29 protein-coding genes are annotated in these 26,314 nt (G+C 66.2%); 10 read left to right on the top strand and 19 right to left on the bottom strand.

The annotated features are described in order from the left end of the window. Positions 1 to 22 precede the first annotated feature (22 nt). Positions 23 to 871, bottom strand: a complete 849-nt coding sequence (locus tag MP11Mi_RS10890; protein WP_420038946.1) for an LLM class F420-dependent oxidoreductase — start codon at positions 869 to 871, stop codon at positions 23 to 25. A 115-nt stretch (positions 872 to 986) separates the two neighbouring features. Between MP11Mi_RS10890 and MP11Mi_RS10885 the strand changes: the two genes are divergently transcribed. The 4 genes from MP11Mi_RS10885 to MP11Mi_RS10870 are packed head-to-tail and all read left to right on the top strand — an operon-like array spanning position 987 to position 3,699. Further along, the gene (locus MP11Mi_RS10885) at positions 987 to 1,487 is read left to right on the top strand and encodes a variant leucine-rich repeat-containing protein (protein WP_420038945.1); all 501 of its coding nucleotides are present in this window, start codon (positions 987 to 989) and stop codon (positions 1,485 to 1,487) included. Between the two features lie 41 nt (positions 1,488 to 1,528). Then, positions 1,529 to 1,936 (top strand): phage holin family protein, encoded by a 408-nt coding sequence (locus tag MP11Mi_RS10880; RefSeq protein WP_420038944.1) that lies wholly within the window; start codon positions 1,529 to 1,531, stop codon positions 1,934 to 1,936. A 37-nt stretch (positions 1,937 to 1,973) separates the two neighbouring features. After that, on the top strand, positions 1,974 to 2,426 hold the full coding sequence (gene dtd, locus MP11Mi_RS10875; protein ID WP_420038943.1) for a D-aminoacyl-tRNA deacylase: 453 nt from the start codon (positions 1,974 to 1,976) through the stop codon (positions 2,424 to 2,426). Between the two features lie 55 nt (positions 2,427 to 2,481). Continuing rightward, a complete protein-coding gene (locus MP11Mi_RS10870; RefSeq protein ID WP_420038942.1) occupies positions 2,482 to 3,699 on the top strand; it encodes a glycosyltransferase 87 family protein in 1,218 nt (405 codons plus the stop codon). On the opposite strand, the gene MP11Mi_RS10865 is transcribed toward MP11Mi_RS10870, so the two are convergent. The 18 genes from MP11Mi_RS10865 to MP11Mi_RS10780 form a co-directional block, all read right to left on the bottom strand. Further along, positions 3,683 to 4,144 carry an Rv0361 family membrane protein gene (locus MP11Mi_RS10865; protein ID WP_420038941.1) on the bottom strand — a complete coding sequence of 154 codons (462 nt, stop codon included), beginning with the start codon at positions 4,142 to 4,144 and terminating at the stop codon, positions 3,683 to 3,685. The genes MP11Mi_RS10870 and MP11Mi_RS10865 overlap by 17 nt on opposite strands. 122 nt (positions 4,145 to 4,266) lie before the next feature. Continuing rightward, on the bottom strand, positions 4,267 to 5,061 hold the full coding sequence (map, locus tag MP11Mi_RS10860) for a type I methionyl aminopeptidase (protein ID WP_420038940.1): 795 nt from the start codon (positions 5,059 to 5,061) through the stop codon (positions 4,267 to 4,269). A gap of 8 nt (positions 5,062 to 5,069) precedes the next feature. Continuing rightward, complete coding sequence (locus MP11Mi_RS10855; RefSeq protein WP_420038939.1) at positions 5,070 to 5,618, bottom strand: adenylate kinase; 549 nt, start codon at positions 5,616 to 5,618, stop codon at positions 5,070 to 5,072. After that, positions 5,615 to 6,946, bottom strand: coding sequence for a preprotein translocase subunit SecY (gene secY / locus MP11Mi_RS10850; RefSeq protein ID WP_420038938.1), 1,332 nt, complete (start codon positions 6,944 to 6,946; stop codon positions 5,615 to 5,617). Before secY ends, MP11Mi_RS10855 begins: the two co-directional genes overlap by 4 nt. A 206-nt stretch (positions 6,947 to 7,152) precedes the next feature. Further along, positions 7,153 to 7,593 (bottom strand): 50S ribosomal protein L15, encoded by a 441-nt coding sequence (gene rplO / locus MP11Mi_RS10845; protein ID WP_420038937.1) that lies wholly within the window; start codon positions 7,591 to 7,593, stop codon positions 7,153 to 7,155. Positions 7,594 to 7,596: 3 nt separating this feature from the next. Continuing rightward, complete coding sequence (gene rpmD / locus MP11Mi_RS10840) at positions 7,597 to 7,776, bottom strand: 50S ribosomal protein L30 (protein WP_161897451.1); 180 nt, start codon at positions 7,774 to 7,776, stop codon at positions 7,597 to 7,599. Between the two features lie 3 nt (positions 7,777 to 7,779). Then, positions 7,780 to 8,430 (bottom strand): 30S ribosomal protein S5, encoded by a 651-nt coding sequence (gene rpsE, locus MP11Mi_RS10835; protein WP_236996244.1) that lies wholly within the window; start codon positions 8,428 to 8,430, stop codon positions 7,780 to 7,782. A 37-nt stretch (positions 8,431 to 8,467) separates the two neighbouring features. Beyond that, entirely contained in the window at positions 8,468 to 8,878 is a 411-nt protein-coding gene (gene rplR / locus MP11Mi_RS10830; RefSeq protein WP_420038936.1) for a 50S ribosomal protein L18, read from the bottom strand. Positions 8,879 to 8,880: 2 nt separating this feature from the next. Beyond that, positions 8,881 to 9,417 carry a 50S ribosomal protein L6 gene (gene rplF, locus MP11Mi_RS10825; protein ID WP_420038935.1) on the bottom strand — a complete coding sequence of 179 codons (537 nt, stop codon included), beginning with the start codon at positions 9,415 to 9,417 and terminating at the stop codon, positions 8,881 to 8,883. Positions 9,418 to 9,432: 15 nt separating this feature from the next. Then, positions 9,433 to 9,831 carry a 30S ribosomal protein S8 gene (gene rpsH / locus MP11Mi_RS10820; protein ID WP_420038934.1) on the bottom strand — a complete coding sequence of 133 codons (399 nt, stop codon included), beginning with the start codon at positions 9,829 to 9,831 and terminating at the stop codon, positions 9,433 to 9,435. A 351-nt stretch (positions 9,832 to 10,182) separates the two neighbouring features. Beyond that, the gene (locus tag MP11Mi_RS10815; protein WP_420038933.1) at positions 10,183 to 11,868 is read right to left on the bottom strand and encodes a purine-cytosine permease family protein; all 1,686 of its coding nucleotides are present in this window, start codon (positions 11,866 to 11,868) and stop codon (positions 10,183 to 10,185) included. A 109-nt stretch (positions 11,869 to 11,977) separates the two neighbouring features. Further along, positions 11,978 to 12,991 carry a HoxN/HupN/NixA family nickel/cobalt transporter gene (locus MP11Mi_RS10810; RefSeq protein ID WP_420038932.1) on the bottom strand — a complete coding sequence of 338 codons (1,014 nt, stop codon included), beginning with the start codon at positions 12,989 to 12,991 and terminating at the stop codon, positions 11,978 to 11,980. Next, positions 12,988 to 13,707 (bottom strand): urease accessory protein UreD, encoded by a 720-nt coding sequence (locus MP11Mi_RS10805; RefSeq protein WP_420038931.1) that lies wholly within the window; start codon positions 13,705 to 13,707, stop codon positions 12,988 to 12,990. Before MP11Mi_RS10805 ends, MP11Mi_RS10810 begins: the two co-directional genes overlap by 4 nt. Then, positions 13,704 to 14,444: an urease accessory protein UreG gene (gene ureG, locus MP11Mi_RS10800; protein WP_420038930.1), complete on the bottom strand. Its 741-nt coding sequence runs from the start codon at positions 14,442 to 14,444 to the stop codon at positions 13,704 to 13,706. Before ureG ends, MP11Mi_RS10805 begins: the two co-directional genes overlap by 4 nt. Then, a complete protein-coding gene (locus MP11Mi_RS10795; RefSeq protein WP_420038929.1) occupies positions 14,437 to 15,093 on the bottom strand; it encodes an urease accessory protein UreF in 657 nt (218 codons plus the stop codon). Before MP11Mi_RS10795 ends, ureG begins: the two co-directional genes overlap by 8 nt. Continuing rightward, complete coding sequence (locus tag MP11Mi_RS10790; RefSeq protein ID WP_420038928.1) at positions 15,093 to 16,829, bottom strand: urease subunit alpha; 1,737 nt, start codon at positions 16,827 to 16,829, stop codon at positions 15,093 to 15,095. Before MP11Mi_RS10790 ends, MP11Mi_RS10795 begins: the two co-directional genes overlap by 1 nt. After that, positions 16,829 to 17,161: an urease subunit beta gene (ureB, locus tag MP11Mi_RS10785; RefSeq protein ID WP_420038927.1), complete on the bottom strand. Its 333-nt coding sequence runs from the start codon at positions 17,159 to 17,161 to the stop codon at positions 16,829 to 16,831. Before ureB ends, MP11Mi_RS10790 begins: the two co-directional genes overlap by 1 nt. Before the next feature lie 47 nt (positions 17,162 to 17,208). Then, a complete protein-coding gene (locus MP11Mi_RS10780; RefSeq protein ID WP_420038926.1) occupies positions 17,209 to 17,511 on the bottom strand; it encodes an urease subunit gamma in 303 nt (100 codons plus the stop codon). Positions 17,512 to 17,773: 262 nt separating this feature from the next. Between MP11Mi_RS10780 and MP11Mi_RS10775 the strand changes: the two genes are divergently transcribed. Genes MP11Mi_RS10775 through MP11Mi_RS10750 form a run of 6 tightly spaced genes read left to right on the top strand, consistent with a single transcriptional unit; the run spans position 17,774 to position 26,189 of the window. Beyond that, positions 17,774 to 21,490: a nitrate reductase subunit alpha gene (locus tag MP11Mi_RS10775; RefSeq protein WP_420038925.1), complete on the top strand. Its 3,717-nt coding sequence runs from the start codon at positions 17,774 to 17,776 to the stop codon at positions 21,488 to 21,490. Beyond that, positions 21,490 to 23,163 carry a nitrate reductase subunit beta gene (gene narH, locus MP11Mi_RS10770; RefSeq protein WP_420038924.1) on the top strand — a complete coding sequence of 558 codons (1,674 nt, stop codon included), beginning with the start codon at positions 21,490 to 21,492 and terminating at the stop codon, positions 23,161 to 23,163. Before MP11Mi_RS10775 ends, narH begins: the two co-directional genes overlap by 1 nt. Next, positions 23,160 to 23,837: a nitrate reductase molybdenum cofactor assembly chaperone gene (narJ, locus tag MP11Mi_RS10765; RefSeq protein ID WP_420038923.1), complete on the top strand. Its 678-nt coding sequence runs from the start codon at positions 23,160 to 23,162 to the stop codon at positions 23,835 to 23,837. Before narH ends, narJ begins: the two co-directional genes overlap by 4 nt. Then, a complete protein-coding gene (gene narI / locus MP11Mi_RS10760) occupies positions 23,834 to 24,580 on the top strand; it encodes a respiratory nitrate reductase subunit gamma (RefSeq protein ID WP_420038922.1) in 747 nt (248 codons plus the stop codon). Before narJ ends, narI begins: the two co-directional genes overlap by 4 nt. Next, complete coding sequence (locus MP11Mi_RS10755) at positions 24,580 to 25,833, top strand: MFS transporter (RefSeq protein ID WP_420038921.1); 1,254 nt, start codon at positions 24,580 to 24,582, stop codon at positions 25,831 to 25,833. Before narI ends, MP11Mi_RS10755 begins: the two co-directional genes overlap by 1 nt. Before the next feature lie 11 nt (positions 25,834 to 25,844). After that, positions 25,845 to 26,189: a cupin domain-containing protein gene (locus tag MP11Mi_RS10750; RefSeq protein WP_420042072.1), complete on the top strand. Its 345-nt coding sequence runs from the start codon at positions 25,845 to 25,847 to the stop codon at positions 26,187 to 26,189. Positions 26,190 to 26,314: the final 125 nt, after the last annotated feature.

Genomic DNA, 26,314 nt, shown 5'->3' with positions numbered 1-26,314 from the left:
CGCATCCCCGTCGGCCTGTCGCTCAATCAGCGGCGCCGATGATCGCCGCCAAATCGGCAGTCACGTCAGACGAGCCGAGGACCTGGATCGCGACGTGGTCCGCACCAGCTGCCACGTGCTGGTCGACTTGCGCGCGGACCGCGGCGGCATCGCCGTGCGCCACCAGCGCGTCGATGAGACTGTCGCTTCCGCCGTCGGCTAGGTCCGCGTCGGTGTAACCGAGGCGCTTCAGATTGGATGTGTAGTTCCGCAGGTGCAGGTACGGCTGGTCGACCGGCGGACGACCGACGGCGCGGGCCGCGACCGGATCGGTACCGAGCACCACCTTGTGTTCCGGCGCCAACAACACCCCGTCTCCCACCGTCGCGCGAGCCTGCGCGGTGTGCGCGGGCCCCGTCAGATACGGGTGCGCACCGAGAGCACGCTCGGCCGACAAGGTCAGCATTCGTGGGCCGAGCGCCGCCAGGACGCGACGGTTCACCGGGACCCCGCCGTCGTCGAGGACGTCCAGATATCTTCCGACAGCACCGAACGGGCTCGTGTACTCCGCGGTGGCCTCCGGGTGCCCAGCCCCGATACCGAGGTAGAAGCGACCTGGGAAGTCGCGGTCTAGTTCGAGAAATTCGGCCGCGATCGCCGCGGGGTCAGTGTTCCAGATGTTGACGATCCCGGTCGCCACGGTCAGCTTGTCGGTAGCCGCCAATACCTCCCGCACAGTCCGCAAGTCTGTCGGCGATCCGCCGAGCCAGAGTGCACCGTAACCGAGTCGTTCGATCTCGCGCGCGGTGTCGGCCGAGAACTGATTGAACCCGCCCCAGACGCCGTGCCTGCCGAACCGGTCGATGTGCGCGGTCTTGTCATTGTCTGCCATGGTCGGTGCAACCTGCACGACGCGCACTTGTATTCCGGGCACGGGCCCGCGCCGTCCCACAGTTACCCGCTTCGGATGATGTCGGACAACGTTGGCCCCGCCTACCGTCACAACAGTGATCCACGACTTCCTCGCCGCAGACCCAGACCTCTCGATGACGTCAGACATCCTGGCCAGACGCGGGGGCAAAAGCGGGTCGATCTCGGTGTCGGGCACGATCGGCCTCGTCATCGTAGCCGTGGTGATCGGTATCGCCGTCCGGATACTCCGCGACCCGGTGAAACGAGCGACCTGGATGCGCAGACTGTCGAGCATCGGATCGAACTCCGGTCAGGCCGCCGCATTCCCTCACTCGGCGCCATCCCCTCATTTGGCTCCACTCCCCCAACCGTCGCCGGGCGACGTGAGTGCCGCACTCAACCCGGCGACACCCCCGGCGACGCTGGCGCACATGATCGACAACGCTCCGCCCCTCCGGTCCTATGTGGCTGCGAATCCAAGTACTCCATCGGGGCTTCTGCAGAAGTTGAGCACGATGGCTGATCCACTAGTCGACAAAGAACTCGCGGCCCGAGGCTTCACACAGCCGGGTCCGTTCCCACCACGGCCTCGCTGAGTACTCCCCGATCGTTTGCTCCCCGTGTCAATATGGACTCCATGCGCACCTTCCTCGCCCGAAGCGCCCTGACCGGCGTCGCACTGTGGATCGCGACCCTCATCGTGCCAGGCGTCGAGTTCGACTTCGGCGACCTCTCGTCCTGGTGGGCGAAGGTCGGCGTGGTCCTGCTCGTCGCCGCGGTCTTCGGTCTGGTGAACGGTTTCCTCAAACCGATCGTCCAGATCCTGTCGATTCCCCTCTACATCGTGACGCTCGGCCTGATCCATGTGGTCATCAATGCGCTGATGCTGAAGCTGACGGCGTGGCTCACCGACAACGTCTTCCACGTCGGACTCCAAGTGGACGACATCTTCTGGTCCGGCATCTTCGGAGCCATCGTCATCTCGGTGGTCGGCTGGCTGACCGCACTGTTCATGAAGGACAAAGCGGAAAACCTGTACGCGTGACGGTGCCGGACGATCAGCGCCGCGTAACCTCTCGCGCATGAGAGCAGTCCTCCAACGAGTCAGCGCAGCATCGGTCACCGTCGACGGCAAGACGGTCGGTGCCCTCGATCTGTCCGACGGCGCGCAGGGGCTCGTGGCGCTCGTCGGTATCACCCACCACGACGACGAGTCGAATGCACGCGCGCTGGCCGACAAGATCTGGGGACTGCGCATCCTCGACGGCGACGCGGATCGCCCGCAGGCGTCGGCCGCCGACCTGGGCGCACCGATCCTGGTGGTCAGTCAGTTCACCCTGTACGCCGACACGGCGAAGGGACGGCGGCCGTCGTGGAACGCGGCCGCGCCCGGCCCGGTCGCCGAACCCCTGGTCGACACGGTCATCACTGCCCTGCGGGATGTGGGCGCGCCCGTCGAGACCGGCCGGTTCGGCGCGCACATGCGTGTCGACATCGTCAACGACGGGCCGGTGACGATAGTCCTCGACGTGTGACCGAACTCCCCTGGTGGGTCGGCGTTTCCGCTGGCAGCACTGGTATTCTTGCGCGGTGCTATCGTCGTTGACCCTCCGTGACCGCTCGCCCGCCGTACTCGTCGGAGCCGCCGCCGCGCTACTGGCCGTCACGACCGCCATCGGCGTCACGTTCCACGCGTGGCACGGCCACGTAGATCTACTGGTGTATCGGCTCGGCGCACGAGCCCTGCTCGACGGCGACGCCGTGTACGGGCCACTGCCCGCATTGGGCAACGGCGAGATCCACCTCCCATTCACCTATCCGCCGCTCGCCGCCATCGCCTTCGCCCCGTTTGCCGCCCTCCCCGAGAACGTCGCGACGTCGATCATGTTCGCGCTCTCGATCGCGGCGATCGGCCTGACCGTGTGGCTGGTCCTCGACCGGATCAGGCCCTCGATGGACCGCGGCACCAGACTGGCGATCGTCCTCGCCGTCGTCGCCGTCTCCGAATACACCGAACCGGTGCGCGGAACGCTCGGCTACGGTCAGGTCAACGCACTGCTCATGGCGGCGGTCGCCTTCGACGTGTTGAACCGCTGCGAACGGTGGCCGCGCGGCATCCTCATCGGGATCGCGGTGGCGATCAAACTGACGCCGGCCGGGTTCCTCCTGCTGTTCCTGATTCGACGCGACTGGCGGGCGTTCGCGACAACCATCGCGTCGACGATCGTCTCGATCGGCATCGCCTGGCTCGTGATGCCTGACGACTCCCGCGAATACTGGTTCCACAAGTTGAGTGAGACCGGCCGGATCGGCGCCCCGTACTTCGCAGGCAACCAGTCGTTGAAGGGTCTGGTCTACCGCCTTGGCTTGGGTGAGACGGCGGCGACGCTGCTGTGGCTGGCTCTGTCGGTGGTGGTCGTGGTCCTCGCCGCCGTGTGGATGCACCGGCTACTCGCCGAACGGCGACTGGCTACCGCGTTGGTCGTCAACTCAGCCGCGATCCTCCTCATCTCGCCGATCAGTTGGTCGCATCACTGGGTGTGGTTCGTCCCGGCTCTGGTCATCGCGGGGAACGCAATCGTCGACGGCCGTCGGGACCGCTGGTTCGTGGCTGCGACCGGAACCGCCTTCCTTATGTTCTTCATCGGCCCCCACTGGCTACTGCCCGGAAGCAACGACGTCGAACTGGACTGGGCCTGGTGGCAACAGATCATCGGCGCGTCGTACGTGATCTTCACCGTCGCCGTCCTCGCTTTAGGTGCGTGGCACAGCCCCCGAACGTGGGACGCTCTCAGCCGACGTCCGTGATGCACCAGCCGTCGCTCTCCCGGCGCAGCGTCATCGGGGTCGGCACCGACGTCGAGCCGTAACGCACCGATGCGTCGACGGTCGCGGTGTCGCCGTCAACTGAGATGTGGTCGACGACGGTCGTGCCCTTGCGTACCGAACCACGCGCCGACGGGAGGTGCGGTACGTCCCCGCCGCCACTGACGACCGATCCGAGCGCTTGACACATGCGAGCCGACGCGCCCCGCAGATCAGCGTGCGAGACGTCGTCAAGATAGCCCCTTGCCTGAGCGTCGACGAGCTCCGTGTCGGTCTTCGGGTCCGCGGACGTCACCGCGCGGTAGGCGAACACACCGCCGACGATCACCGCCACCACGCAGACCACGGCGATCCCGATGGCGGCCAGCCGACGACGCCGATCCTCCACACGGGGGACGGCGGCAGGTTCACTAGGTTGCGTCGTCATAGTGTGAGAAAGCGTACTCCGCCCGAAAGACAACGATCGCGTCGTCGCACTTGTCTCGTGCGGCGACGCGATCATCGGATGTCTCAGGAGGTCGGCCGACCTCAAGTCACTTCGGCCTCAGGTCACTCGGGTCGGACGGTGAGGATTCGCGGACCGTCCTCGGTCACAGCGACGGTGTGCTCCCAGTGTGAGGCGCGGGTGCGGTCATCAGTGACGACCGTCCAACCATCGTCGAGTTCAGTCGTGTCCTCGGTGCCGAGGGTGAGCATCGGCTCGATGGCGAGCGTCGAACCCACCACGAGGCGCGGGCCACGATTGGCCTTTCCCTCGTTGGGCAGGAACGGTTCCATGTGCATCTCACGACCGATGCCGTGTCCGCCATAGCCTGCGACGATACCGAAATGTCGACCGAACTTCGCCGCGGCAGCACGCGTCCCGGCCTCGATGGCCGCCGACACGTCGGTGAGCCGTCCCCCGGGGATCATGGCCGCGATCCCGGCCTCCATCGACAGGCGCGTGGCCTCGTTGAGTTCATGATCGTCAGTCGACAGATCACCGACACCGAACGTCCACGCCGAATCGCCATGCCACCCGTCGTAGATCGCTCCGCAGTCGATGGAGACGAGATCGGCCTCGGCGAGTACGACGTCTTTCGACGGGATTCCGTGCACGACGACCTCGTTCACCGAGGTGCAGATCGAGCCAGGGAAACCGTGATAGCCCTTGAACGACGGGACTGCCCCGGCCTCGCGGATCACGGTTTCGGCGACCTCGTCGAGATCGAGGGTGCTGACCCCGACGCCCGCGGCCGCACGAACAGCTACGAGAGCTGCTCCGACGATCTCGCCTGCGGCAGCCATAGCGTCGAGTTCGCCCGCCGTACGGAATGGCACGACTTTGGGTTTACGGAATCCCACGGCGCGGGTCAGGCCTTGCCGAGTGCCGACATGACGCGCTGGTGGACCTCGGCCAGTTCACCGACGGCGTCGATGCTCCTGACTGAGCCCTCGTAGTGGTCGAGCAGCGGCGCGGTCTCGGCGTCGTACACCGCCATGCGGTTGCGGATGACGTCTTCGGTGTCGTCGGCGCGGCCACGGGCCAGCATGCGTTCGACGACGACATCGGCGTCCACCTCGAACGACAGCACGCCGTCGAGCTTGGTGCCGAGATCGTCGAGGATGCCTTCGAGGGCGACTGCCTGCTCGGTGGAGCGCGGGAAGCCGTCGAGAATGAACCCCTTCGCGGCGTCCGGTTCAGCGAGGCGTTCGCGCACCATGTTGATGGTGATCTCCGGTGGAACGAGGTTCCCCGCGTCGAGGAACTTCTTCGCCTCGACACCGATCGGCGTGCCCTGCGAGATGTTCGCCCGGAAGAGATCTCCGGTGGAGATGTGCGGAATGCCTACCGCTTCCGACAACAGCTCTGCCTGCGTGCCCTTGCCTGCTCCGGGAGGACCGAGGATGACGAGTCTCATTTCAGGAACCCTTCGTACTTGCGTTGCATCAACTGGCTGTTCACCTGCTTGATGGTGTCGAGGCCGACGGCCACGATGATCAGCAACGCCGTGCCGCCGAACGGAATGTTCTGCGCACTGCTGCCACCAAGGTCCATGAACAGGTTCGGGAGGATCGAGATGAGGCCGAGGTACAGCGAGCCCGGCAGCGTGATCCGGTTGAGCACATAGCCCAGGTATTCGGCGGTCGGACGTCCCGGTCGGATGCCGGGGATGAAGCCGCCGTAGCGCTTCATGTCGTCTGCGCGTTCTTCAGGGTTGAACGTGACGGCCACGTAGAAGTACGTGAAGAACATGATCAGCAGGAAGTACACCACGATGTGGAACCAGCTGGACGGGTTGATCAGGTTGTCCTGCATCCACACCTGCCAGCCGGAGACGTCGGTGCTGTTCTGGTTGGTGATCTGCAGGATCAGCTGCGGGATGTACAGCAGCGACGACGCGAAGATCACCGGGATGACGCCTGCGGTGTTCACCTTGATCGGCATGTAGGTCGACGATCCGCCGTACATCTTGCGGCCCACCATGCGCTTGGCGTACTGGACGGGGATCCGTCTCATGCCCTGCTCGATGAACACGACGGCGACGAGGATGATGAGGACTGCGACGACCACGAGGCCGAACGCGAGTCCGCCGCGCGACTGCAGGATCGTGCGGCCTTCGGACGGGAGTCGCGCCGCGATGCCAGCGAAGATCAGGATCGACATGCCGTTGCCGATGCCGCGTTCGGTGATGATCTCGCCGAACCACATGACGAGCAAAGCGCCTGCGGTCATGACGAGCACGATGATGATGAGGCCGAAGATCGACCGGTCGGAGATGATCTCCTGAGAGTTACAGTCCGCTCCGGTCGTCGGCAGCAGGTTGCCGCTGGCGGCGAGTGCGACGATGCCGGTGGACTGCAGGAGGGCGAGCGCCAGAGTCAGGTAACGCGTGTACTGCGTCATCTTGGTCTGGCCGGACTGGCCTTCCTTACGCAGCTGCTCGAACCGCGGGATGACAACGGTGAGCAGCTGAACGATGATACTGGCCGTGATGTACGGCATGATGCCGATCGCGAACACCGATAGCTGCAGGAGCGCGCCACCGGAGAACATGTTGATCAGCGAGTAGATCTGTCCGGAGTCGCCCTGACTGGCGGCTTCGACGCATCGATCGATCTCTTTGAAGTTCACGCCCGGCGACGGCATCGTCGCGCCCAGACGGTACAGGACGAGGATTCCGAGGACGTAGAAGATCTTCTTCCTCAGGTCGGGCGTCCGGAAGGTCGCCACGAGGGGGGAAAGCACCAAGTCCTCCTATAAGCACCTGAGTATGCGGACCGCTGGCCAGCATTCTCGGCGATCACGCTCGAAAGATTCCGGGCACCCCGTCGTCAGGATGCCCCTACGAACTCTAACAGTCGTCCAACCACAGCCGGTCAGGCGAGCGGGTCGCAGACACGATGTGTCCGGTTTTCGCTCGCCTGACCGGGTGATCAGATGTGCACCAAGTCTTACTGCTCGGTGACGGTGCCGCCTGCGGCGGCAATCTTCTCTTTGGCGGAGCCGGTGAACTTGTCAGCGGTCACATCGACCTTGACGTTCAGCTCGCCGTTGCCGAGAACCTTGACGAGACGGTTCTTGCGGACGGCGCCCGCTGCCACGAGCTCGGCGACGCCGATGGCGCCCCCCTCCGGGAACAGCTTGGCGATGTCGCCGACGTTGACGACCTGGTATTCCACGCGGTTGCGGTTGGTGAAGCCCTTGAGCTTCGGCAGGCGCATGTGAATGGGCATCTGGCCGCCTTCGAAGCCGGCAGGCACATTCTTACGAGCCTTGGTGCCCTTGGTGCCGCGACCCGCGGTCTTACCCTTCGAGCCCTCACCGCGACCCACGCGGGTCTTTTCGGTCTTCGCGCCCGGTGCGGGGCGAAGGTGGTGCAGCTTGATGGTCATGACTTAAACCTCTTCGACTGTCACGAGGTGCCGCACCACGTTGATGAGACCGCGGTTGATCGGCGTGTCCTCGCGGGTGACGGTCTTGCGGATGCCCTTGAGTCCAAGGGTGCGCAGGCTGTCACGCTGGTTCTTCTTGGTACCGATGGTGCCCTTGATCTGGGTGATCTTGAGTTCAGCCATGGCTTATGCTCCCTTGTTCGCTGCGGCGGCAGCGCGTGCGCGCAGCATGCCGGCGGGGGTGACCTCTTCGACGGTCAGTCCGCGACGAGCAGCTACCTCTTCGGGCTGCTGCAGCATCTTCAGGGCGGCGACCGTCGCGTGAACGACGTTGATCGCGTTGTCCGAGCCAAGGCTCTTCGCCAGCACGTCGCTGACGCCTGCGCACTCGAGGACGGCGCGGACCGCGCCACCGGCGATCACACCGGTACCCGAGCTAGCCGGGCGCAGCATGACCACACCGGCGGCCGCCTCACCCTGAACCGGGTGAGTGACGGTACCTGCGATCAGCGGGACGCGGAAGAAGTTCTTGCGAGCCTCTTCGACGCCCTTCTGGATTGCTGCGGGAACTTCCTTGGCCTTGCCGTATCCGACGCCGACCATGCCCTGGCCGTCGCCGACAACGACGAGAGCGGTGAAGCTGAAGCGTCGACCACCCTTGACGACCTTCGACACGCGGTTGATCGTGACGACCCGCTCGAGCTGGTTCCGCTCTTCACGGTCACGTCCACCGCGGTTGTCGCGACGATCGCCGCGACCGCGGCCACGCTCGTTGCTGTTGGTGTTATTGCTGTTTCCGGCGGGTCCGTTGCCGCCATCACGCTGACGTCCGGGCATCAGATGTCCCCTCCAGTGTTGGTCTTGTTGATCATCATCAGAACTTCAGGCCTCCCTCGCGGGCGGCGTCGGCCAATGCCGCGATGCGACCGTGGTACGCCTTGCCGCCGCGGTCGAAGACCACAGCGTCGATGCCTGCGGCCTTAGCGCGGGCGGCGACGAGCTCGCCGACCTTGCTGGCCTGTGCCGACTTGTCGCCACCGGCTGCGCGAACGTCAGCTTCGATGGTGCTGGCTGCTGCCAGGGTGCGACCGGTCAGATCGTCGATGACCTGCACATGGATGTGACGGCTGCTGCGCTTGACAGCCAGGCGCGGACGCTCTGCCGTGCCGGAGATGTGCTTGCGCAAGCGGAAGTGGCGACGGTTCGTCGCGGTGCGACGACGCGTCGAAACGTCCTTGCCGAGGGGCTTGCGTGCTTTGGTGGTCGTTTGAGTTGTTTCAGACATGTCTACTTACCCGTCTTTCCGACCTTGCGGCGGATCTGCTCACCCTCGTAACGCACACCCTTGCCCTTGTACGGGTCGGGGCGACGCAGACGGCGGATGTTCGCCGAGATCTGGCCGACTAGCTGCTTGTCGATGCCCGAGACCGAGAACTTGGTGGGCGACTCGACGGCGAAGGTGATGCCTTCGGGTGCCTCGATCGGCACGGGATGGCTGTAGCCGAGGGCGAACTCGAGGTCCTTACCCTTGGCCTGGACGCGGTAGCCGACACCGAAGATTTCCATCTTCGTGGTGTAGCCCTCGGTCACGCCGATCACCAGGTTGTTGACGAGGGTACGGCTCAGTCCGTGCAGCGCACGGCTACGACGCTCGTCGTTCGGACGGGTGACGACGATGGAGTTTTCCTCCTTCGTCACCTCGATCGGCTCGGAGACGGTGAGGTTCAGTTCGCCCTTCGGGCCCTTGACCTTCACGTCCTGGCCGTCGACGTTGACGTCGACGCCGGCCGGAATTGCGATGGGATTCTTACCAATACGCGACATTTTTTTTACGCTCCCCTACCAGACGAAGGCGAGGACTTCGCCGCCCACGCCCTGGTTGGCTGCCTGGCGATCAGTGAGCAGACCGGACGACGTGGAGATGATGGCCACGCCGAGGCCGCCCAGAACCTTGGGCAAGTTGGTGGACTTCGCGTACACCCGGAGGCCCGGCTTCGAGACGCGGCGGAGACCAGCGATGCTGCGCTCCCGGCTCGGGCCGTACTTCAGGGTGACGACGAGCTTCTTGCCGACCTCTGCGTCTTGGACGCTGAAGTCGGTGATGTAGCCCTCGCGCTTGAGGATCTCAGCGATGTTCACCTTGATCTTCGACGACGGGAGGGTCACCTCGTCGTGGAACGCCGAGTTGGCGTTGCGCAGACGTGTCAGGAAGTCTGCGATCGGGTCAGTCATGGTCATGGTTGACCGTCAACCTTTCTCGTAGCGGTTCCCATACAGCGGTGACCTGCGATTCCTCGCACGATGCGCCGGTGGGCCTTCCACGAAGTGGATAGTTGTGCATTGTTCTCCCCCGCCGATGCCATTGGCTTTTCACCGGCACCCGCGAGCTATGAAGTTGTAGGTCCCGGGGGCACACTTCACCCAGGCAACTGGTCTAGTGTAGGGAATTCCCTGCCCTGAGCCAAATCGGTGGTGTGCCGAACGAGGGACGGACCGGCACTGTGCACACGCGCGCAGCGCCGAGGGTGACGCACACGACGAGCCGCGTGACCACGGTGTCACACGGCTCGTCGTATCCTCGCCCGCCTGCTAGTTCTGGGCGGGCAGGACGTGCTCCCCCGTCTTGTCGCAGGCCAGTGCAAGCGACGAGATGTACTGCGTCGAGCCGTCGGCAGCGGGGACTGCCGAGGCGAGCATGTCGGGACGTTCGAACTCGATGCCGGTCACACAGCAGAGGAGTCGCGCGTCGCTCGGATTGCCGTACTCGTCGTACATCGGGAGATCGATGCCGTCGTCGGTGCGGCGCAGGTAGTAGCGGCCGCGAGTGGCGATCGCGAGGACCGGCGGCAGCACAAGCGCTAGCGCCGCGGCGACGAGAGGCGAGTACGGCGCGATGGAGTCACCGAACGCTCCGAAGAACACCGCGATCGACGCACCCGCGGCGACGGCGACCGACACGAAACCGACCGGGTTCACGGCGTACAGCATTCCGCGGCGAAACTCCGGCGCCATCGGCGAGATCTTCAACAGCCATTTGTTGACGACGATGTCGGTGGCGACGACGACGATCCAGGCGATACCGCAGTTCGCGTAGAAGTTCAGCAGCTCGTTGAGGAAGCTGAACATGTTGGACTCCATCAGCACCAGCGCGATCACCAGGTTGACGACGACGAACACCAGCCGACCCGGATACGTCTTGGTGACCCGAGTGAACGAGTTGGTCCACGCGAGCGAACCCGAGTATGCGTTGGTCACGTTGATCTTGATCTGCGAGATCACCACGAGGATCAGAGCGAGCGCCATCGCCAGCCACGGCGGCATCATCTCCTCGTAGACCATCACGAACTGGTGAACCGGCTGGTTCGCGACCCCCGCGCTGTCGGCGACGTGCCCGATCAGGTACACAGCGAGGAACAGGCCGACGATCTGCTTGAGTGCACCGAACAGCACCCAACCCGGACCCGCGATGAGGACCGCAGTCCACCAGCGACGCGAGTTGTCTGGGGTACGCGGCGGCATGAACCGCAAGTAGTCGATCTGTTCGGCGATCTGCGCGATCAACGACAGACAGACACCCGCGCACAACATGATCCCGGCCCAGCTGACGCCCTCACCGCGGGGCGCACCATTCTCATCGACGCCACCGAACGCGAGGAAATCACTCACCGCACTCGGGTGCGCGACGAGCAAGTAGACGAGCGGACCCACCATCATCACCAACCACAACGGCGTCGTCCACACCTGAAGTTTCGCCAACGCCTTCATGCCGTAGATCACCAGCGGCAGCACGATCAGCGTCGACGCGAGATACCCGACAGGCAACGGTATCCCCAGCCCCAACTCCAACCCCTGCGCCATGATCGACCCCTCGAGCGCGAAGAAGATGAACGTGAACGACGCGAAGATCAGATTCGTGACGACACTGCCGTAATAGCCGAACCCGCTCCCTCGGGTGATCAGATCCAGGTCGAGGTTGTAGCGGGCCGCGTAGACGGCGAGCGGGATGCCCGTCGCGATGATGACCGCGGCGAACATCGCGATCCCCCACAGCGCGTTGCCGGTGCCGTGCGCGATACCGATGTTGGCGCCGATCGAGAAGTCCGCGAGATAGGCGATGCCGCCGAGCGCCGACGTCGCGACCACCGCCGTGCTCCACTTGCGGTAGCTGCGCGGCGCGAACCGCAGTGTGTAGTCCTCGAGAGTCTCACTGAGCGCCGCCCGCTCGTGTCCACCTGCGACCGGCCCGTTCCGAACCCGCGTCAACTGGTCTGTCATTCGTCCTCCACTCGCCCGTCATGTCGATCGGTGAGTCGAACGTATGGGGCCGATGTCACTACGTCGGGGCGGTCGTGTTGCGTCGCGGAAACCCTCGGTGTCGAGCGTGTTACGACATCGCGCGGCGGCGCGATACGACGGACACCGCAGCCCAGACGGCCAGGAGGAAACCGGTCATCGCGAAGCCGAGCCGCTCCAGATCGGCGCCGCCGAGCCACGCGAACGGGCCGGCCCACCCCCACTGCTCGTTGGCGAGCGACGACAGTTGGACGATCGCGATGAACGACGCGACCGCAGCCGACACACCCGTCATCAACGCGCGGTATGACATCAGCGAAGTTCCCGGACCGCCGGGAGAGAACGAGTACGCGCGCCGCATCACCGCGCCCTGCACTGTGTCGAGCAGCGACATGCCCGCCGCGAACAGGGCGGGCAGAGTGAGCACCGCCCACCACGGCACCGCACCCAATGTCGCCGACCCGGCGAGCGCTAGCAGGCCGATCTCGGTGGCCGTGTCGAATCCGAAACCGAAAGCGAAGCCGACCGCGTACATTCTCGTCGGACGATCGACGGCCCGCTCGAACCTTCGTACTACCGGCCACACCAGGCCGCCCGGCGCGCTGTCGGACGAGCCGAGCGAACGCAGGTTGACGGCCGCGATCACCAGCAGGAACACCGACGACACCAGCGGCCCCCAGACACCGGTCACCTCGTGCAGGCTCGAATCGTTGTCGGTGACGGCCCGTCCGAGAGCGCCGAGACCGACGACGAGCGCCAGACATAGCAGGAACACGACGCTCGAATGGCCGAGCGAGAACCAGAGCCCGACCGTCGACGCGGGCTTGCCCCGGTCGACGAACCGCCGCGTCGTGTTGTCGATAGCCGCGATGTGGTCGGCGTCGAACGCATGCCGCAGGCCGAGCGCATAGGCGCTCACCCCGACCGCGAGTGCGGCCGGCCCCGTCGAGTCGTACGTGATTCCGGACGGGATGACCGCCGCCAACAGTAGGCCCCACCCGACGAGATGCAGTGTCACGATGACGGCGACCGCCCACGGCCCGCCGGGGTCACGAACCGTCCCGCTGTCCACCGCGCCCTCGCGGATCGTGTTCTCGCGCATCATGACTCCACCTGATTCAGTAGTCCCCGCCAGGTGTTCCAGGTCGGTTCCAGCGGGCTCTCGTGCACCGATGCTCCGAGATATCGGGCGAGCGCACCGCGGCCGGCCAATTGCATCGAGTGCACATCGGGTACGCCCCCCGGCCGAACCCCCGCCAACAGCATTGACTCGAAGACGCGGTGCGGGCCGAGGACACCGGGCATCGGCTGATCACCACGTACGTCGACGGATTCGACGAGCAACGGCGTGCCGTCGATGCTCACCTCGGTCTCGACGAGCAACCGTCCGCCGCGCTCGCCGGACCGGCCGAGCACACAGACCTCCCGGACCAGCGCGCGGGCGCCGTCGGCGAGCGTGATCGTCGTCCGCCGACGCAAGTTCGCGCCGTCGGCGACGACTGTCTCCAGACCCCGCCAGATCAGCGTGGCACCGGCTTCGACGACCACGCTGGTCCGCCAGAACGACGCTTCACCGTCCGCGTCGTAGGCGACGGTCCCGCCGACCTCGGTGAGGTCGAGCGTGCAGCCCGCACCGACTCGGACGTCGAGGCCGATCGTGTCGCCACCCAGGACCAGCGCACCGCCCGCGACGAGCGCGACCCGCACCGTCGAGGAGGTCCGGCCGATCAGGCGCGGAACGAGAGTCGTGCCCGCGCCTGCCGACAGGTCGACGCGGGCCCGCCCAGGGGCGGCGTCAACGGCGAGCCGCGCCGTGCTCAATGCTCGTGCGCGTGGACGTACCCGCCGTCGGGGTGCCCGTCGTCGGCGTGAAAGTGCGGTGCCATCGGCCCCGGATCGACCGGCTCGTGCGACCCGCTGCGGTGCGAGGCGAGCACGTCGAGTACCCAGCCGCGCAGCGCGGCAACCGAGCCGGCGTCGGCGCGCGACAGCGCGAGCACCGGACGTCCCTCCCGCGCCGTCGACGCGTCGGCCACCATCTGCGGCACGTCGACGCCGACATGCGGCGCGAGGTCGGTCTTGTTGACGACGAGGAGGTCGGCGCGCCCGATGCCCGGCCCGCCCTTGCGGGCGACGTCGCCGCCGCCCGCGACGTCGAGGACGAATATCTGGGCGTCGACCAGGGCCGGCGAGAACGTCGCGGTCAGGTTGTCCCCGCCGGATTCGATGAGGACCAGGTCGAGCGGCGCGAACTCGGCTTCGAGGTCTTCGGTTGCGAGGAGGTTGGCGGTGACGTCATCGCGGATCGCGGTGTGCGGGCACGCGCCGGTCTCGACAGCGCGGATCCGGTCGGGGTCGAGGACACCCGCCGACCGCAGGAAGCGTGCGTCCTCATCGGTGTAGATGTCGTTGGTGATGACGCCGATCGCGAGCTCGTCGGCGAGCGAGGCGCAGACTGTCGCGATCAGCGACGACTTGCCGGTGCCGACGGGACCGGCTATTCCGAGTCGGAGGGCACGGTCTGAAGCGACGGCGTGAGCATGGGTGTGGTCAGGCACGGAACAACCTCTGGGTAAGGCGGGCGTGAGCCTGCGCCCACTCCTCGCTGTGTGGAGCCCCGGACGCCGGGACGGCGGCCGGGTCGGTGACGGCGGCGATCTCGTCGACTGCCGGTTCGGCCGCGGCACACGCGTCGATGATCCACTCGGTGGTCTCGGCGGGGTCCCGCGGATCGAGTTTGAGCAGGGCCGCGGCCGCGGTGGCCGCTTCGTCGTAGGTGACAAGTCGGACCAGGTCGGCGGCAGGCAGTACTGCCGCTGCCGCGATCACACCGAGCACGACGGCGCGGCAAGGGCTTTCGGGAAGATCGTCGAAGGCGGCGGCGGGCCACAGTCGGCGAGCGAGCCGCAGATAGCCGCGTGCCTGGGCGGTCGACGCGTCGCGCACCGCCGGTGACGGAGTCCGCGCGGCCCACGCGTCCTGCACCGGCTGCAGTGGTTCGCCGTGTAGCACCCGATGACGTGCGACGACCGCGGTGCCTGCCTCCACCCGCGACGTGGTCCGGGCACGCGCGCACAGCAGGTCACGTGCCTGGCCGGGCGGCATGCCGCCGGTGAGAGCGGGTTCCATGCCCGCCGAATACGCGTGCCCGCCGGTCGGCAGTCGTGCGTCGGCGAGGAGCATCGCGAGATGTGTCGGCGCGGTCATCAGAACATCGAGTAGAGCTGCGCCAACGGAAGTTCTGATGCGGGTGCGGGGGTCACCAGGTCGCCGTCGATGGCGATCTCGAAGGTGTCGGGGCGGATGTCGATGGTCGGCAGCGCATCATTGACCTTCATGTCCGCCTTGCCGATCGTGCGGGTCGGTCGCACCGCCGCGAGTCGACGACGCAGACCGAGCCGGTCGGCGAGCCCATCGTCGAGCGCGGCGGGCGACACGAACGACATCGATAGGTCTGCGCCGATCGCGGCACCGAACGTCGGCCGCTGCAGGACGGGCTGCGGGGTCGGGATCGACGCGTTCGGGTCGCCGAGCGACGCCCACACGATGGAGCCGCCTTTGATGACGAGGGACGGCACGACACCGAAGAATCGCGGATCCCACAGGGCGAGGTCGGCGAGCTTGCCCGGCTCGACCGAGCCGACCTCATGGTCGATACCGTGGGCGATCGCCGGATTGATCGTGTATTTGGCGATGTAACGGCGGGCGCGCAGATTGTCGGCGGGTCCAGAGCCCAATGCGCCGCGTCGCGCCTTCATCACGTGCGCGACCTGCCAAGTGCGGGTGATGACCTCGCCGATGCGGCCCATCGCCTGCGCGTCCGACGACGTGATCGACAGGGCGCCCAGATCGTGGAGGACGTCCTCGGCTGCGATCGTCGTCGCCCGGATACGGGATTCGGCGAACGCCAGATCTTCGGGTACCGCGGGGTTCAAGTGGTGGCAGACCATCAGCATGTCGAGGTGCTCGGCGACGGTGTTAACGGTGTGCGGGAGCGTCGGGTTGGTTGACCCGGGGATGACGTTGGGCAGCCCGGCGATCGAGAGGATGTCGGGTGCGTGACCGCCGCCCGCGCCTTCGACGTGGAACGCGTGGATGCTGCGGCCGCCGATCGCGGCGACCGTCGAGTCAACGAAGCCCGCCTCGTTGAGGGAGTCCGAGTGCAACGCGACTTGCAGACCCCAGTCGTCGGCCGCGCGCAGCGCCGCGTCGATCGCGGCGGGCGTCGACCCCCAGTCCTCGTGGACCTTATAGCCGGCAGCTCCGCCGAGCGCCTGTTCGGCGAGGCCGTCGGCGGACACGGTGTTGCCTTTACCTAACAGCAGCACGTTGACCGGGATCGCGTCGAGCGCGCGGTGCATCTGCCGCAGGTGCCACGGGCCGGGCGTCACCGTCGTCGCTTTGGAGCCTTCGGACGGCCCGGTCCCGCCGCCGACGAGCGTCGTCAGACCGGTAGCGAGCGCTTCGTGGCACTGCGACGGCGACAGCAGGTGCACGTGCGAGTCGATGCCTCCGGCGGTGAGGATCTTCCCTTCACCGGAGATAACGTCGGTGGACGGTCCGATGACAAGGCCGGGGTGGACACCGTCGGCGATGTCCGGGTTCCCGGACCGTCCTAGAGCGACGATCCGCCCGTCACGGATGCCGACGTCGGCGCGTTCGATCCCCCACCAGTCGAGGACGATGGCGTTGGTGATGACGGTGTCGAGGGCACCCACACCGTGAGAATCCCGACCGCTCGTTCGGCGTCCGACGTCGCGCGGCACGGCCGACTGTCCCATGGATTCGCGGATCGACTTACCTCCACCGAAGACCGCCTCGTCGCCGCCGACCGTGTGGTCGCGTTCGACCTCGATCCACAGGTCGGTGTCGGCCAAGCGCACCTGGTCGCCGACGGTCGGCCCGTACAGCGACGCATACGTCTCACGGTCGATCGACACCATCAGCGCACTCGCTTTCCCAGAGCTATTCCCGGTACCAGTCGTCGCCCGCGGAGCGCGACGGCCGCGACGGATTTCGATGCTCCCGGTTCGAATCGGATTGACGTACCAGACGGGATATCGAGCCGGAATCCGTCGGCGGCCGCACGGTCGAAGTCGAGCGCGGCGTTGGCGTCCGGCAGGTGCAGGTGTGAGCCGATCTGGACGGGCCGGTCGCCGGTGTTGACGACGACGAGGTCGATCCGCTCGGACTCGTCGCGATCGGCGTTGAGCGCGATGACACCGGGTCGGACGCGGATCGCGCCCGGCCCGTCAGTGCGTGGCGCCGAAGCCATGGCGTCCCCCTTCTCGTGGCGTACGTCGTCGAGGACGACGCGCGGCACTAATCGATCGGATGGTGGATGGTGACCAGCTTGCGGCCGTCCGGGAAGGTGGCCTCCACCTGGACGTCGTCGAGCATCTCGGCTACGCCGGGCATCACGTCCTCACGCGTCAACACGCGACGTCCCTGTTCCATGAGTTCGACTACGCCGACGCCTTCGCGGGCCCGTTCGATGACCCACGTCGACAGCAGCGCGACGGTCTCGGGATGGTTGAGCGGCACTCCGCGGCCGTGACGGTCACGGGCCACCATCCCGGCCACCGACAGCAGCAGCTTCTCGGTGTCTCCCGGCGTGAAGCGCATGGGACGATAATGCCACCGCTGAGCGGTGTCAGCGACCACGACGAACTGTTGGGCGATGTATTCCGAGGTCGCGCATCGCCGCGTCACATGAACGTCACGCAGGTGCAACTGCTCAGAAACAGCAGCGTCTGCGCGCCTAGCGCCCGCGCACTCGGCGGCTCCGACTCGTCCCGACCTGACGTCCCGGCACGATCAGGTCCGAAGGTCCCGAATGTCGCGATAACGCAGGTTCCGTACCGACTTCAGGCATAAAGTCCGATTCATGCGGGAGTCTCACAACGTGCAAGGCCCGGCGGCGCAAGCTCTACTCGACATCGGCAAATTCTTCACTAAGTGGGACGAGACTGACGACAGTCGCGCCGTCTTCCGCCACGGTGGCCGCGAAGGCGACGTCTTCTATCGGGACCGGTGGAGTCACGACAAGATCGTCCGGTCGACCCACGGCGTCAACTGCACCGGATCGTGCTCATGGAAGGTGTACGTCAAGGACGGCATCATCACGTGGGAGACGCAGGAAACCGACTACCCGTCGGTCGGTCCCGACCGCCCCGAGTACGAGCCGCGCGGCTGCCCACGTGGCGCCGCGTTCTCCTGGTACACGTACTCGCCGACCCGCGTGCGGCACCCGTACGCGCGAGGCGTCCTCGTCGAGATGTTCCGGGAGGCCAAGAAGAAGGTCGGCGGCGATCCGGTCCTCGCGTGGGCCGAAATCGTAAACGATCCGATGCGGCGACGTTCCTACCAGCGGGCACGCGGCAAGGGCGGCCTGGTCCGAGTCAGCTGGGACGAGGCGACCGAGATCGCCGCAGCGGCCCACGTGCACACCATCAAGACGTACGGGCCAGACCGCTGCTCCGGCTTTTCCCCGATCCCGGCGATGTCGATGGTCAGCCACTGCGTCGGCACCCGTTTCATCCAGTTGATCGGCGGCGTCATGACGTCGTTCTACGACTGGTACGCCGACCTCCCCGTCGCGAGCCCACAGGTGTTCGGCGATCAGACCGACGTGCCCGAGTCCGGCGACTGGTGGGACGCGTCATACCTGATGATGTGGGGCTCCAACGTCCCAGTGACCCGTACCCCCGACGCGCACTGGATGGCCGAAGCGCGCTACCGCGGAACCAAGGTCGTCACCGTCTCCCCCGACTACGCCGACAACACGAAGTTCGCCGACGAATGGCTCCCAGCCCAGGCAGGCACCGATGCCGCCCTCGCCATGGCGATGGGGCACGTGATCATGCGCGAGTTCTACGTCGACGAACCGACACCGTTCTTCGCCGACTACTCACGCAAGTACACCGACCTGCCGTTCCTGATCCGCCTCGACGAACGCGACGGCACCCTCGTCGCCGGCAAGTTCGTGACGGCAGACGAACTCGACGGCGCACCGGCCGACGGCCAACCTGGCGCCGAGGAGCAGTGGAAGCCCGTCGTCCTCGACTCGGTCACCGACAGCGCCGTCGCCCCGAACGGATCGCTGGGGTTCCGGTACGCCGAATCCGGCGAAGGCAAATGGAACCTCGATCTCGGCGACGTCGTCCCCGCGCTCAGCCTCTACGACGGCGACCACCAGCCGCGCGAAGTGAGCTTCCCGGCGTTCGACGCCCCGGACGGCAGCGGAAGCGTCATCGTCCGCGGTGTGCCGACCCGCCGCATCCACGGACACCTCGTCACGACGGTGTTCGACCTGATGCTCGCCCAATATGGTGTGCGACGCGAGGGACTTCCCGGTGTCTGGCCCACCGGTTACGACGATGCGTCCGTCCAGTACACCCCGGCCTGGCAGGAGGCGATCACGTCGGTGCCCGCCGATGCCGCGATCCGGGTGGCCCGCGAGTTCGCGACCAACGCCCGCGAGTCGGGCGGGCGATCGATGATCATCATGGGGGCGGGGATCTGCCAGTGGTTTCACGGCGACGCGACCTACCGGGCGATCCTCGCGATGCTGTTGTTGACCGGCAGCATGGGCCGGAACGGCGGCGGTTGGGCGCATTACGTCGGCCAGGAGAAGTGCCGTCCGATGACCGGTTGGATTTCGCTGGCCAACGCTCTCGACTGGTCGCGTCCGCCGCGCACCCAGCCCGGCACCTCGTACTGGTACATGCACACCGACCAGTGGCGGGGCGACGGCTACTCGACGACGGCGCTCGCATCCCCGCTCTCGCAGGGCACGCTCGACCACGCGCACACCGCCGACGCGATCGCGCAGTCGGCGGCACTCGGGTGGATGCCCTTCTATCCGCAGTTCACCGCGAACCCGCTCGACGTCGCCGACGACGCGCAGGCCGCCGTCGCCGCGGGCGACGCCACGGACGCCGCCTCGTATGTGGCGCAGAGGCTGCGCGACGGCGGACTCACACCGGCGATCAGCGACGTCGACGCACCCGAGAACTGGCCGCGCACCCTGGTGCTGTGGCGGTCCAATCTGCTCGGTTCGTCGGCTAAAGGCAACGAATACTTCCTGCGGCACCTCCTCGGCACCCACCACAATGTGCTCGGTTCCGAAGACCCGCAGACGCCGCGGCCGTCGAGCGTCGCCTGGCACGACACCGCTCCCGAAGGCAAGCTCGACCTGATGCTCTCGGCGGACTTCCGCATGACGAGTACGACGCTGCTCTCGGACATCGTGCTGCCCGCAGCCACCTGGTACGAGAAGCACGACTTGAGCTCGACCGACATGCATCCGTTCGTGCACGCGTTCACCCCGGCCATCGACCCACCGTGGGAGGCCAAGAGCGACTTCGAACTCTTCCATCTGCTCGCCGAGCAGGTGTCGCACCTGGCGAAGACCCACCTGGGAACCAGACACGACCTGGTCAGCACGCCCGTCCAGCACGACACCCCCGGCGAGGCGGCGCAGCCGCATGGCCGCGTCGTCGACTGGCGTGAGGGCGACAAGCTCGGGGAGCCGGGCGTCAACATGCCGACGTTCGCGGTAGTCGAACGCGACTACACGGCGATCGCCGACAAGCTGGCTACGGTCGGACCGTTGGCGGACGAACTCGGATTCACTGTCAAGAACATCAATTACGACATCGCCTCGCAGATCCCCCGACTGGCCGCCAAAAACGGCGTGATGCAGTCCGGTGCGGGTGCCGGCCGGCCCGCGATCGAGACCGACGAGAAGCTCGCCGAGGCCATCCTGATGTTCTCCGGGACGACGAACGGCGCACTCGCCGTCGACGGTTTCGAGAAGTTGGAGGGTCGTGTCGGTAAGACGCTCGTCGACCTCGCCGCCGGGTCGGAGGAGAAACGGATCACCTTCGGCGACACCCAGGCCGGACCGGTCCCGGTGATCACCTCACCGGAATGGTCGGGGTCGGAGACCGGCGGGCGACGGTACGCCCCGTTTACCGTCAACATCGAACGAGATAAGCCGTTCCACACGCTCACCGGACGCATGCACTTCTACCTCGACCACGACTGGATGATCGACATCGGCGAATCCCTGCCGATCTACCGGCCGCCGCTCGACATGCACCGTCTGTTCGGCGAACCGAAGCTCGGAGCCAACGGGGAGAAGGAGATCACCGTCCGCTACCTGACGCCGCACAACAAGTGGTCGATCCACTCCGAATACCAGGACAACCTGTTGATGCTGTCGCTCTCGCGCGGCGGCCCGACGTGCTGGATGTCGGCGGAGGACGCGGAGTCGATCGACGTCAACGACAACGACTGGATCGAATGTGTCAACGCCAACGGCGTGTTCGTCGCCCGCGCCGTCGTCAGCCACCGGATGCCCGAAGGCGTCTGCTACGTGCACCACGCGCAGGAACGCACCATCGACGTCCCGAAGTCGGAAGCCACTGGGCGGCGCGGCGGCATTCACAATTCGGCCACGCGACTGCTCGTCAAACCCTCGCACCTGATCGGCGGGTACGCGCAACTGTCGTACGCGTTCAACTATCTCGGTCCGACCGGGAATCAACGCGACATGGTCTCGACTATCCGCAGACGCAGCCAGGAGGTCACGTACTGATGCGAGTCATGGCGCAGGTGGCGATGGTGATGAACCTCGACAAGTGCATCGGCTGCCACACCTGTTCGGTCACCTGCAAGCAGGCGTGGACCAACCGGGCAGGCACCGAATACGTCTGGTTCAACAACGTGGAGACGCGCCCCGGACAGGGATATCCACGACAGTACGAGGACCAGGAGCGCTGGCGCGGCGGGTGGAAGATCGACGGCCGGGGGCGGCTGCGGTTGCGCGCGGGCGGACGCCTGCAGAAGCTACTCACGATCTTCCACAGTCCCGTCCAGCCGACCCTGCACGACTACTACGAGCCGTGGACCTACGACTACGAGAAGCTCATCAACGCTCCGCTGGGCGACGACTTTCCCGTCGCCCGACCGAAGTCGCTGATCACCGGCAAGGACACCAAGGTCACGTGGTCGGCGAACTGGGACGACAACCTCGGCGGCGTACCGGAGGCCGCCGAACTCGATCCGATCATCGCGAAGCTGCGCGCCGAGTCAGAGGCGCAGATCAAGTTCTCCTACGAGCAGACATTCATGTTCTACCTCCCGCGGATCTGCGAACACTGCCTCAACCCGTCGTGCATGGCCTCCTGTCCGTCGGGCGCCATCTACAAGCGGTCCGAGGACGGGATCGTGCTTGTCGACCAGGACCGCTGTCGTGGCTGGCGCCAATGCGTCACCGGCTGCCCGTACAAGAAGATCTATTTCAACCACCGGACCGGCAAAGCCGAGAAGTGCACGTTCTGCTATCCGCGCATCGAAGTCGGGCAGCCGACGGTCTGCGCGGAGACCTGTGTGGGGCGTCTGCGCTACATCGGGGTGGTCCTGTACGACGCCGACCGCGTCACCGAAGCCGCATCCGTCGAGAACGACACTGACCTATACGAGGCACAGTTCGACCTGATGCTCGATCCGCAGGACCCGGAGGTGATTCGCCAGGCACGTGCCGCGGGCATCACCGACGAATGGCTCGACGCGGCCCGACGCTCACCGGTGTACGCGCTGGCCAAAAAGTATCGGATCGCGCTGCCCCTGCATCCGGAGTACCGGACGATGCCGATGGTCTGGTACGTTCCGCCGCTCTCGCCGATCGTCGACCTCCTCACCGAGCAGGGGCACGACGGCGAAGCTGCGGAGACACTGTTCGGAGCGATCGACTCGCTGCGGATTCCGCTGGAATACCTCGCCGAACTATTCACGGCGGGCGACACCGATACTGTCGCGCACGTCTTGCGGACCCTGGCAGCGATGCGCGCGTACATGCGCGACATCAACCTCGGCCGCGAACCGGACGCATCGATCCCGGCGTCGGTCGGCATGTCCGAGGAGACCATGTACGAGATGTACCGGCTCCTGGCGATCGCCAAATACCAGGACCGGTACGTGGTGCCGACCGCGCACAACGAGCAGCACGAGAAGGCGACCGAACTCGAAGAGCTCGCGTGCTCGCTCGACTACGACGGTGGCCCCGGCATGTACGACTCGGGTGCGTTCGGCGAAGCCAGCGGTCGGCCGACTCCGGTGTCGGTCGAGACGTTCCACGCGCTGCAGCAACGACAGACGAGCGAGGGCGCGGCGGGCGAAGAGTCGCTGCGCGGGCGCACCAACCTGTTGAACTGGGACGGCAACGGTGTCCCCGACGGGCTCTATCCGGAGCGGAAGGCATCGCGGTGAGGTTGCATCTACGGTCCGAACGCTCGAGCGCCGCCGACCATCGCGTCGTGCGTCTCGCCGCGTCGTGGTGCCTGGCCTACCCCGACGCCGGACTCCTGCGCCGGATCGACCTATTGCGCGCGGGCCTGGCCGACATACCGGAGACGAGCGCGAGCACCGAACTTGCGACATTCCTCGATCACTTGTCGGAGACCGACCCGGCGCGGCTGACGCAGGACTACGTCGACGTGTTCGACCTGTCGGGTAGGCAGACTCTGTTCCTGACGTACTGGACCGACGGCGACACTCGACGCCGCGGCGAGACCCTCGCGGCCATCAAACGCGGGTACCGAGACTCCGGGTTCGCCGTCGACTTGCGCGGCGAGTTGCCCGACTATCTCCCGGTGATCCTGGAGTTCGCGGCACGCGTCGACCCCGAACGCGGCGGCACGCTGCTCGCCGAGCACCGCGGTGCCCTCGAGTTGATCCGCTTCGCACTGCTCGACAAGGCGTCCCCGTACGCGCACGTGCTCGCCGCGGTCTGCGCGACGCTGCCGGGCGAGTCTCCGCCGGACCGTGCGTCGGCGATCGCGATGCGCGGGCACCGACCCGAAGTGGAGTCCGTCGGACTGGAACCATTCGACCCGCGCCTACTTCCCTTGCACACCGGAGCCGAGGCTGGAGCCCTACGATGAGCATCTTCCTGTGGGGTGTCCTCCCCTATCTGGCATTGATCGCGGTGATCGGCGGAACCATCTGGCGCTACCGCTACGACAAATTCGGGTGGACGACCCGCTCGTCGGAGCTCTACGAATCCCGTCTCCTGCGCTTCGGCTCGCCGCTGTTTCACTACGGGATTCTGATGGTGATCGCCGGACACGTGATCGGACTGGTGATCCCTGAATCGTGGACGGCCGCCATCGGCATCAGCGAGACTTTCTATCACTGGGTGGCCGCTGTCGGCGGAATCATCGCCGCCGTCGCCACCCTCGTCGGCGTCTCACTCCTGGTCTACCGGCGTCGGACCGTCGGCCCGGTGTTCATGGCGACCACCCGCAACGACAAGCTCATGTACGCGGTCCTGCTGGCCGCACTCCTCGCGGGCACCTACATCACGCTGGTCGGAATGATCGACCCGCACGGCCAGGGCGTGAACTACCGCGAGACCGTCTCCCCGTGGTTCCGGTCGATCTTCGCTCTGCAACCGGATATCTCCGCGATGGAGACCGCTCCACTGCGATTCCACATTCACGTGGTCATCGGCATGTGCATGTTCATCCTGGTGCCGTTCACCCGACTGGTGCACATCTTCACCGCACCGCTGCACTACCTGTTCCGCCCCTACATCGTCTACCGCAGTCGCGACGACCGGCCCGCTCCGGGCAACGCTCCGCCGCGCCGCGGCTGGTCGCCCGTCGGAGTGAAGGATAGAGACTGATGACCGCACCCGGCGTTTCCGCTCCTGCCTCGGTCACCGGGCAGACCCGCAACCTCGCTCTGGCAACGGCCGCGTTCGCGATCAGTTTCTGGGCGTGGAACCTCGTCGGACCGCTCAGCAAGTACTACGCCGAGACGTTGGAGTTGTCAGCGAGTCAGAAGTCGGTCCTCGTCGCCGTTCCGATCCTCGTCGGCTCCCTCGGGCGGATCGTGGTCGGCGTCCTCACCCCGAAGTACGGCGGACGGGTCATGTTCCCGGCGCTGCTGGTGCTGACCGCACCGTTCGTCGTCCTCGTCGCCGTCGCCAGCAACCTCGGCTCGTATCCGATGATGATCGTCATCGGCTTCTTCCTCGGCATCGGCGGAACGACGTTCGCGGCCGGTATCCCGTTCGTCAACAACTGGTTCGAGCCGTCTCGGCGAGGCCTCGCGACGGGTGTCTTCGGTGTCGGCATGGGCGGCACCGCCCTGTCTGCGTTCTTCACCCCGCGTTTCGTGAACTGGTTCGGCTACACCGCGACGCACATCGTCATTGCGGTGGCGCTCGTCGTGGTAGCCGGTGTCTGTTGGGCGTGGATGCGGGATGCGCCGTCGTTCGTGCCGAGCACCGAGCCCGGCGTACCGAAGCTGATCAGCGCATTGAAGCTGCCGATCACTTGGCAGATGTCGTTCCTGTACGCCGCGGCGTTCGGCGGCTTCGTCGCCTTCTCCACCTATCTTCCGACATACCTGAACGACGTCTACGACATCACCGACCCGACCTCGGCGGGAACCAGGACGGCCGGGTTCGCGATCGCCGCGGTAATCGCGCGCCCGGTCGGCGGCGCGTTGTCTGACAGATTCGGTGCCCGGCTGATCACCGCGATCTCCTGCGGCGGCGCTGCGCTACTCGCGGTCTGGATGGTCAGCAAGCCTTCGCTCGGGTCAGGTCTGGCCGCCATCGACTTCATCGGCATGGCGATCATGATGGGCCTCGGGTCGGGTTCGGTGTTCGCCTGGGTTGCGACTGCGTCGCCTGCCGCACGGGTCGGAGCCGTCACCGGCCTTGTCGGTGCCGCGGGCGGCCTCGGCGGATTCTTCCCGCCGCTCCTCATGGGAGCGACCTACGATGAGACCAGCCACTCGTACACGATCGGTCTCGCACTGCTGGTCGCGTTCGCAGCCGGTGCCTGCCTGTTCACCGTGTTCGGCATCGGACACAACGGCTCCGACAACGGGTCGAGTGGGAAGAAGTCGAGAGTGGAGAAGTCATGAGTTCGGTATCCATGAGTTCGGTATCACTGCCCGCCGTCGTCGACGAACTGCTGTCCGAGGCCCGCGAGGCGAGTTCCGGTCGGTCCTCGCGCACCGTCCGCGGTCACGCGGAACACTCGCTGCGGCACACCGTCATAGCGTTGGCCGCCGGATACGAGTTGTCCGACCACGACAGCCCGGGCGAGGCCACCATCCAGGTGCTGCGCGGAACGGTCCGGCTGACAACGGCCGACGGCGAGTGGCGCGGCACCACCGGCGATCTCGTCGATATCCCAAACGTGCGGCACGGACTGACCGCAGACGGCGACGCCGCAGTGCTGCTGACCGTCGCGCTGCGCGGTACGACAAGGTCGTGACCGAACACGATCGACCGTAATGTCGGCCGGTACTGCGGACCGCAGTGCCGAATTTCGAAGCAGTTCTGGACATGTCGCACGCAACCCTGCTCCGGGTCCCGAACGGAACCACCGAAGACGGATCG

It is taken from the genome of Gordonia abscondita (assembly GCF_032711245.1).
In the GTDB taxonomy this organism is placed as follows: Bacteria; Actinomycetota; Actinomycetes; order Mycobacteriales; family Mycobacteriaceae; genus Gordonia.
The sequence above is the reverse complement of the archived record's forward strand: the minus strand, read 5'-3'. Positions and strand labels throughout refer to the sequence as shown.